This window comes from Mesorhizobium sp. P5_C1, from assembly GCF_054049815.1.
This window is the reverse complement of record NZ_JBFULQ010000315.1, coordinates 1-6,548: the sequence shown is the minus strand read 5'-3', so window position 1 is coordinate 6,548 and position 6,548 is coordinate 1. Positions and strand designations below refer to the sequence as shown.

Below are 6,548 nucleotides of genomic sequence, written 5' to 3'. Positions count from 1 at the left end.
AGCCATGGCCACCACGAAACTTCTGAGCGATGCCGAGGTGGAGAAGATCCCGGCTGTGAAGGCGGTGTTCGACGACATCCGCGCGACTCGCAAAGCCGATTTCGTCAACAATTTCTGGCGGGGGCTGGCCAATGATCCACCGGCGCTGAAGCGGATCTGGGAACAGTTGAAGGTGGTGATGGTCGCTGACAGCGCCATCGATCCATTGACCAAGGAGATGATCTATATCGCGGTGTCGACCGCCAATGGCTGCTCCTACTGCGTCCACTCGCACACGGCGGCGGCCCGGGCGAAGGGCATGACAGACGTGCAGCATGGCGAACTGGTTTCGATCATCGGGCTGGCCGGCCAGACCAACCATCTGGTCACGGCGATGCAGATCCCCGTCGATCCGCAGTTCGAGGTGAAGTGAGGGCGGTTGCTTCCCGCGGCTGGAACTTTCATGGACAAAAGCACCAGATTTCCAACGTCGCTCTCTGGCTACGAGATTGAAGGCCTGATTGGAATTGACGCTTCACGACTGGTGCCGCTGTATCAGGGCTGCTCTGACTATGTCGTGCTGGAACGAGGCGAGCCGCCCAACGTTGCCACCGCAAAGGAGGAATTTGAGAACTTTCCACCGAACCGAACGGAAGCCGACAAATTCGTATTCGGGGTGAAGGCAATCGATGGTGAATTCGTGGGCTTGCTGGCCTGCGACCGCAATTATCCGCGAGTGGAGTGTTGGTGGATCGCGTTGTTCATGATCGACAAAGCACTTCGCGGAAGAGGGTTGGGGCGTACACTGTGCGACGACTTTTTCAGGTGGCTGAAATCCCAGAACGTCAAGTGGGTGGAACTCGGCGTGATCACAGAAAATGAGCAGGCTCTTCGCTTTTGGCAGCGGCAGGGCTTCAAGCTGGTGCGGATGGCGGGGCCAGTCAGTATTGGGGCGAAACGGCATATGGTCCAGGTTTTAGGCCGGCCGTTGTGAGCAGATACATCAAAGGCGCTTGGCCACCTTCTTGAGAAGGGAAGGCGTGTGCTATGCAGGCCGATAAACTCTCTCGGCCGTGTTCCAGAAAATATCCGCCTCAGCTTTCGCGCCATGCTTGGCCACCGCCGCGCGATGCGCCTTGATCAGCTCGGCGTGGCTGGTCCACAGTTTCTCGATCGGGAAGTTCGAGCCGAACATCAGATGGTCCGCGCCCAGGATGTCGATCGCATTGTCGACGATGTAAGCGATCAGAGCCGGGTGGTTGCCGTGGACGAAGGTGCCGAGGCCGGACAGTTTTGCATGGAAATTGGGCGCGGCCGACAGCGTGCGCAGGCCTGCCTTCCAGGCTTCCGTGATTTCGGGCTCCATGCCGGTGAGCATGCCGGCATGGGTGAGGATGAAATTGGTCTCCGGGTTCTCGCCGACCAGCGTCAGCCCGTCCTTCATCTGGGCAGGGAATAGCTGAAGGTCGAAGGACAGGCCGTAGTGCTTCAGCCGGGCGACATTGGCGCGGACCTTGGGATCGATGACCTGGTCGGCCGAAGTGGCGAAGCGGAAGGCCGGCGTCTCGTGCCAGTGCAATTGCATGCGCACGCCGCGCAGCAGCGGATATTTCTTCAGCCGGTCGATCTGGGGCCTGATATCGTCCACGGTCATGTCGGTGTAGCCGACGATGGCGTGTGGCCAGCCGGTCTCATCCGCCGTTTTCTGCAGGAAGGCGACCTCCTTCTCGAAATCTTCCTTGGCCCAGTTGGTCTGGACATAGACGGCTTTTTCGACGCCCGATCCCTTCTGGTCGGCCAAGAATTCCTCGATCGGGTAGTCGCGGCGGATCGGCTCATAGGGGCCAAAGATGCGCGGCACCATCGGTCCGACCAGCCAGGGCTGGTCCTGTTGGCGCCAGATGTGGAAATGCGCGTCGATTGCTTTCTGCATCACGAAACCCTCTTCCAGATTGCCGCCGCCGCCGGGGTCGGGCGGGCGAGCGACAGGATGAAATCGGTGAGGCCCTTGAGCGACGAGCCGTCGATGAGATCGTCGAGCACCGGCAGGATGGCGCGCAGTGCTGCCGTTGCAGGCCAGAAGCGCGGGTCGCCGGCGAGCGGCGTCGCGAGAGACAATCGGAAAGCGCGCGCGCTCAGCCGACGCATCGCTGTCTCCAGTTCGGCATGATCGCCGCGCTCCAGCGCATCGGAGAGGATGACGATCGCTGCACCGCGGGCGAAAGCGGAGAAGCGTGGCACCGACAGGAAAGCGAGCAGCGTCGGCCCCATGCGGGTGCCGCCGTCCCAGTCATCGACCTGCGCCGCCGCGCGGGCCAGCGCCTGGTCGCGGTCGCGAATGCGCAGTGCGGCGGTAATGCGGGTGAGCCGGGTGCCGAAGGTGAAGATTTCGGCGCGGTCAGCACCTTGCACTGCGGCATGGGCGAGCTTGAGATAGTCTGACGTGTGCAGCTTCATCGAGCCGGAGACGTCGATCAGGATCAGCAGCTTGCGCGGCACAGTCTGCCGGCGACGCAGCAGCGGCGAGGGCACGTCGCCATCGGCACTGACGATTTCCCTGAGCGACCGGCGCAGATCGAGTTTGCCGCGCGAGTGGGTGCGCACGGTGCGGAAGGAGCGGCGGGCAGGCAAGGCCGGGGACAGCTTGCGGCGGAAGGCGGCCAGCCTATCGTCGTCGCGCTGGAAATCGCGCGCGCTCAATTGCTCCAGGGCCGAGGACAGTTCGCCGCCTTCTTGGCTGTGCTCGGCTTCGATCCGTTCGACGTCAGCGCCGCCATCATCCTTGATATTGATTTCCTCATCTCCGTCTCCTTCGACCACGGCGGATGCGTTGCCGTAGAAATGGTTCTGGAAATGCGCCTCGAATTCGTCGCGGCGGTCTGGCGGCGGCGCCAGCGTCGCAAGGGCCGCTTCGCGGATGTCGGCCATCGAACGCGGCCCGAGCAATGTCACGGCCTGCATGAAGCCGGACACCTGCTCCGGCGCGACGGCAAAGCCGTAACGGCGCAGCAGCCGGCCGAAGCCGAGGAACGGCGCGGCCGCGCGGGGCAGGGCGTTCACGCCATGGCCTCCTCGACAATCCGGCCAAGCTCCGGCGCGATGTAGGTCAGGTCTTCTTCGTCCTTGATCAGCACGCCGATCGATCGGCGGAAGGCTTCGGGCCACGGGCTGCCGCCCCTTTCCAGAATGGTCGCTGCGTTGGCCCATTCGACCGCCTCGGCAATGCCGGGCGGCTTGGCCAGCGGGCGCGCACGGATGCTCTGCACGGCTGTCGCCACTGCGCGTGCGGTGTCTTGCGCCACATCGCCGGCGCGCAGCATGATGATGGCGGCCTCGCGCTCGGCGTCGGGATAGCCGATCCAGTGGTAGACGCAGCGTCGGCGCAGCGCCTCGGCGAGTTCGCGGGTGCGGTTCGAGGTCAGGATGACGATCGGCTGAGCTGTGGCGCGGATGGTCCCGCGCTCGGGAATGCTGATCTGGAAATCGGAGAGGAATTCCAGAAGCAGCGCCTCAAATTCATGGTCCGATCGGTCGATCTCGTCGACCAGCAGCACGCGCTGCTCCGGCGCCTTCAGCACCTGCAGCAGCGGCCGGGCGATCAGGAAGCGATCGTCATAGATGTCGATCTCGTGCTCGCCGGCGTGGCGGATGGCGAGCAACTGGCGCTGGTAGTTCCATTCGTAGAGCGCGTGCGCGGCGTCGATGCCTTCGTGGCATTGCAGCCGTACGAGATCGCGGCCGAGCAACTGTGCGATCGCCTTGGCCGCTTCCGTCTTGCCGACGCCCGGCGCGCCTTCGAGCAGGAGCGGCTTGCCCAGCCGGATAGCCAGGAAGATGGCGGTTGCCAGGCTGTCATCGGCTAGATAGCGCGAGGCGGCCAGGTGCTGCGCCACAGCCTCCGGCGAGGTCGGCGATGTCTCGGCGTTCACCTCGGGCATTTCGATCACTCAGTTCGCCGCTTGCGCCCTGAGCGCGCGCAGGATGCGCTCGGGCGTGATCGGCAGCGTGTCGATGCGCACGCCGACGGCGTCGAAGACGGCATTGGCAACGGCGGGGATCTGCGGGTTTGCGCACATTTCGCCCGGCCCCTTGGCGCCATAAGGCCCGTCGGCCGACGGCCGCTCCAGCACGATGATCTCGGTCTCGGCAAGATCGCCGGGGCCAGGCATCAGATACTGGTTGAAGTCGGTGCCGCCATGGTCGCGGTTGGGATAGTAGGGCTCGGTCGTCTCGTAAAGCGCATGGCTGATGCCCATCCATGAGCCGCCGACGAGCTGCTGCTCGACCATTTTCGGGTTCAGCGCACGGCCGATCTCAAAAATGTTCTTCACCGTCAGCACTGTGACCTCGCCGGTCTCGTCATCAACCTCGACCTCGGCCACGGTGCAGGCATGCGCATAGCAGGTCGACGGCTTCATCGCGCCGGTCTCTTTCTCGGGATAGGAGCGCGGGATCAGGAACATGCCGCGGCCGGAGATCGAGCGGCCGCGCTTGAAATGAGCCGACAGTGCGACGTCGAAGATCGAGATCGATTTTTGCGGCGCGCCCTTGACCAGGATGTTGCCCTGTCCATCGGTCTCGAGGTCGGAGGCGTTCACTTCCAGCTCCTCTGCGGCCACTTCCAGCATCACCTGGCGGGCTTCCCTGGCGGCCTGGATGACGGCGTTGCCGGCGCGGTGGGTGCCGCGCGAGGCGAAGGTGCCCATGCAGTGCGGGCCGGTATCGGTGTCGGCGGTGTCGACGACGACGCGGTCGGTCGGCACGCCGATCGTCTCGGCGCAAATCTGCGCCATGATCTGCTTCATGCCCTGGCCGAGATCGACCGATGACAGTGTGACCATGAAATTGCCGGTCGGCGTCGAATGCACCAGGGCCTGGGTCGGGTCGCCGCCAAGGTTCATGCCGGTTGGATAGTTGATGGCGGCAACGCCGCGTCCGCGCCTGATCGCCATCTCAAGCTCCCTTCACGTAGGAAGACATCGCCATGAATTTTTCCGCCACCRGCCAGTTGGCGGCGCGCGAGGCTTCCTGCATGCACTCGATCAGCGCCGCACCCTCGGTCGGCTGGCGATGCGCCTTCATGTCGCCGTCACGATAGGCGTTGATGAAGCGGAATTCGAGCGGATCCATGCCGATCAGCCGCGCCAGCTTGTCCATCTGCACCTCCAGAGCGAAGTCGCCAATGGTGACGCCGAAGCCGCGCATGGCGGAGGAGGGCGTGCGGTTGGTGTAAACGCAGTAGGTGTCGATCCAGACATTGGGGATGGTGTAGGGGCCGGGATAGTGGCCGGCCCCCTTCTGCGCGCCGTAAGGCGAATGGCGCGAATAGGCGCCGGCGTCGGTATAGCCGGTGACCTTGCGCGCGACGATGCGGCCGTCCTTCATGACGCCGTCCTTGATGACCACCTTTTCGGCGGCGCGCGGCGAGGAGATCTGCATCTCCTCCTCGCGGCTGTAGATGAAGGAAACCGGACGGTCGGTGAGCTTGGCGCCGAGAATGGCGATCGGCTCGACGATGACGTCGACCTTGCCGCCGAAGCCGCCGCCGACGGTGCCGCCGACGAAATGGAGCTTGTTGCCGGGCATGTGCAGGATAATCGAGGCGTTGTCGAGGGTGAAGAACATCGCTTGCGTGTTGGTGYAGCAGGTGAAGCGGTCATTGCCTTCGGGCGCCACCACGCAGCCGGTGGTCTCGGTCGGCGCATGCTCGATCGGCGAGGACTGGTAGCTCTGCTCGAGGATGTGGTCCGCGCCCGCGAAGCCTGCCTCGATATCGCCGAAACGCACCTTGCGGCATTCGCCGCTGTCATAGAGATAATAGTTCTGACCGTGGTACTCGTTGACCAGCGGCGCGCCGGGCTTCAGTGCTTCCTCCATGTCGAAGACGGCCGGCAGCACTTCATAGTCGACCTTGACCTTGGCGGCGGCTTCTTGGGCGGCGCGCTCGGTTTCGGCCAGAACGGCGACGACGGCCTCGCCCTTCCAGCGCACTTTGCCGTCGGCGAGCACCGTCTCGTCCTCCGGTCCAATCTGGATCAGGATCAGGATGGTGTAGACATTGTGCGGCACGTCCTTGGCGGTCAGGATTTTCACCACGCCTGGATGCTTTTCCGCCTCGGCGGTGTCGATCGAGCGGATGCGGGCGTGATGATGCGGGCTGCGCACCATCTTCAGGTGCAGCATGCCGGGGAAACTGCGGTCGGCGAAAAAAGCGGTCTTGCCGGTGACATGACCGGGTGAATCCGAGCGCGGCCGGGGCTGGCCGATCTCGTGCAGATCATCCTTGCGGACATCGGCGAAGTAGCTCTTGCGCAGTTCCATGTTTGCTTCCCTCAGGCCGCGTTCTGCGAATTGGCGCGGGCTGCACGCAGCACCGCCTGGATGATCGGCTCGTAGCCGGTACAACGGCAGATGTTGCCCGACAGCGYCTCGACCACGTCGTCGCGGCTGGGATTGGGTGTATGGTCGAGCAGCACCTTGGCGGCCATGATCATGCCCGGCGTGCAGAAGCCGCATTGCGTGGCGAAGGTGTCGAGGAAGGCGTGCTGCAGCGGGTGCAGGACGCCACC

Annotated in this window: 8 protein-coding genes; 2 read left to right on the top strand and 6 right to left on the bottom strand. The window is 64.0% G+C overall.

Translation table 11 applies throughout. From position 1 onward, the window contains the following. Positions 1-4 precede the first annotated feature (4 nt). The gene (locus ACXJ7R_RS21635) at positions 5-412 is read left to right on the top strand and encodes a carboxymuconolactone decarboxylase family protein (protein WP_457153631.1); all 408 of its coding nucleotides are present in this window, start codon (positions 5-7) and stop codon (positions 410-412) included. 30 nt (positions 413-442) lie between these two features. Further along, the gene (locus ACXJ7R_RS21630) at positions 443-973 is read left to right on the top strand and encodes an N-acetyltransferase family protein (protein ID WP_457153627.1); all 531 of its coding nucleotides are present in this window, start codon (positions 443-445) and stop codon (positions 971-973) included. A gap of 51 nt (positions 974-1,024) precedes the next feature. Here the strand turns inward: ACXJ7R_RS21630 and ACXJ7R_RS21625 are convergent, their stop codons facing one another. From ACXJ7R_RS21625 to ACXJ7R_RS21600, 6 genes are all read right to left on the bottom strand, one after another. Further along, positions 1,025-1,912 carry an amidohydrolase family protein gene (locus ACXJ7R_RS21625; protein ID WP_457153630.1) on the bottom strand — a complete coding sequence of 296 codons (888 nt, stop codon included), beginning with the start codon at positions 1,910-1,912 and terminating at the stop codon, positions 1,025-1,027. Continuing rightward, entirely contained in the window at positions 1,912-3,030 is a 1,119-nt protein-coding gene (locus tag ACXJ7R_RS21620; RefSeq protein ID WP_457153629.1) for a vWA domain-containing protein, read from the bottom strand. Before ACXJ7R_RS21620 ends, ACXJ7R_RS21625 begins: the two co-directional genes overlap by 1 nt. A 5-nt stretch (positions 3,031-3,035) precedes the next feature. Beyond that, positions 3,036-3,917 (bottom strand): AAA family ATPase, encoded by an 882-nt coding sequence (locus ACXJ7R_RS21615; RefSeq protein WP_457153628.1) that lies wholly within the window; start codon positions 3,915-3,917, stop codon positions 3,036-3,038. Between the two features lie 9 nt (positions 3,918-3,926). Continuing rightward, positions 3,927-4,931 (bottom strand): xanthine dehydrogenase family protein molybdopterin-binding subunit, encoded by a 1,005-nt coding sequence (locus ACXJ7R_RS21610; RefSeq protein ID WP_457153626.1) that lies wholly within the window; start codon positions 4,929-4,931, stop codon positions 3,927-3,929. A 1-nt stretch (position 4,932) separates the two neighbouring features. Then, positions 4,933-6,300 carry a xanthine dehydrogenase family protein molybdopterin-binding subunit gene (locus tag ACXJ7R_RS21605; RefSeq protein WP_457153625.1) on the bottom strand — a complete coding sequence of 456 codons (1,368 nt, stop codon included), beginning with the start codon at positions 6,298-6,300 and terminating at the stop codon, positions 4,933-4,935. 11 nt (positions 6,301-6,311) lie between these two features. Next, a partial coding sequence (locus ACXJ7R_RS21600) for a (2Fe-2S)-binding protein (RefSeq protein ID WP_457153624.1) occupies positions 6,312-6,548 on the bottom strand: 237 nt, incomplete at its 5' end.

Excerpts from the sequence above, each read along its gene's own strand:
- ACXJ7R_RS21635 (WP_457153631.1), top strand. The coding sequence starts at position 5 with ATGGCCACCACGAAACTTCTGAGCGATGCCGAGGTGGAGAAGATCCCG.
- ACXJ7R_RS21615 (WP_457153628.1), bottom strand. The coding sequence starts at position 3,917 with ATGCCCGAGGTGAACGCCGAGACATCGCCGACCTCGCCGGAGGCTGTG.
- ACXJ7R_RS21630 (WP_457153627.1), top strand. The coding sequence starts at position 443 with ATGGACAAAAGCACCAGATTTCCAACGTCGCTCTCTGGCTACGAGATT.
- ACXJ7R_RS21610 (WP_457153626.1), bottom strand. The coding sequence starts at position 4,931 with ATGGCGATCAGGCGCGGACGCGGCGTTGCCGCCATCAACTATCCAACC.
- ACXJ7R_RS21625 (WP_457153630.1), bottom strand. The coding sequence starts at position 1,912 with ATGCAGAAAGCAATCGACGCGCATTTCCACATCTGGCGCCAACAGGAC.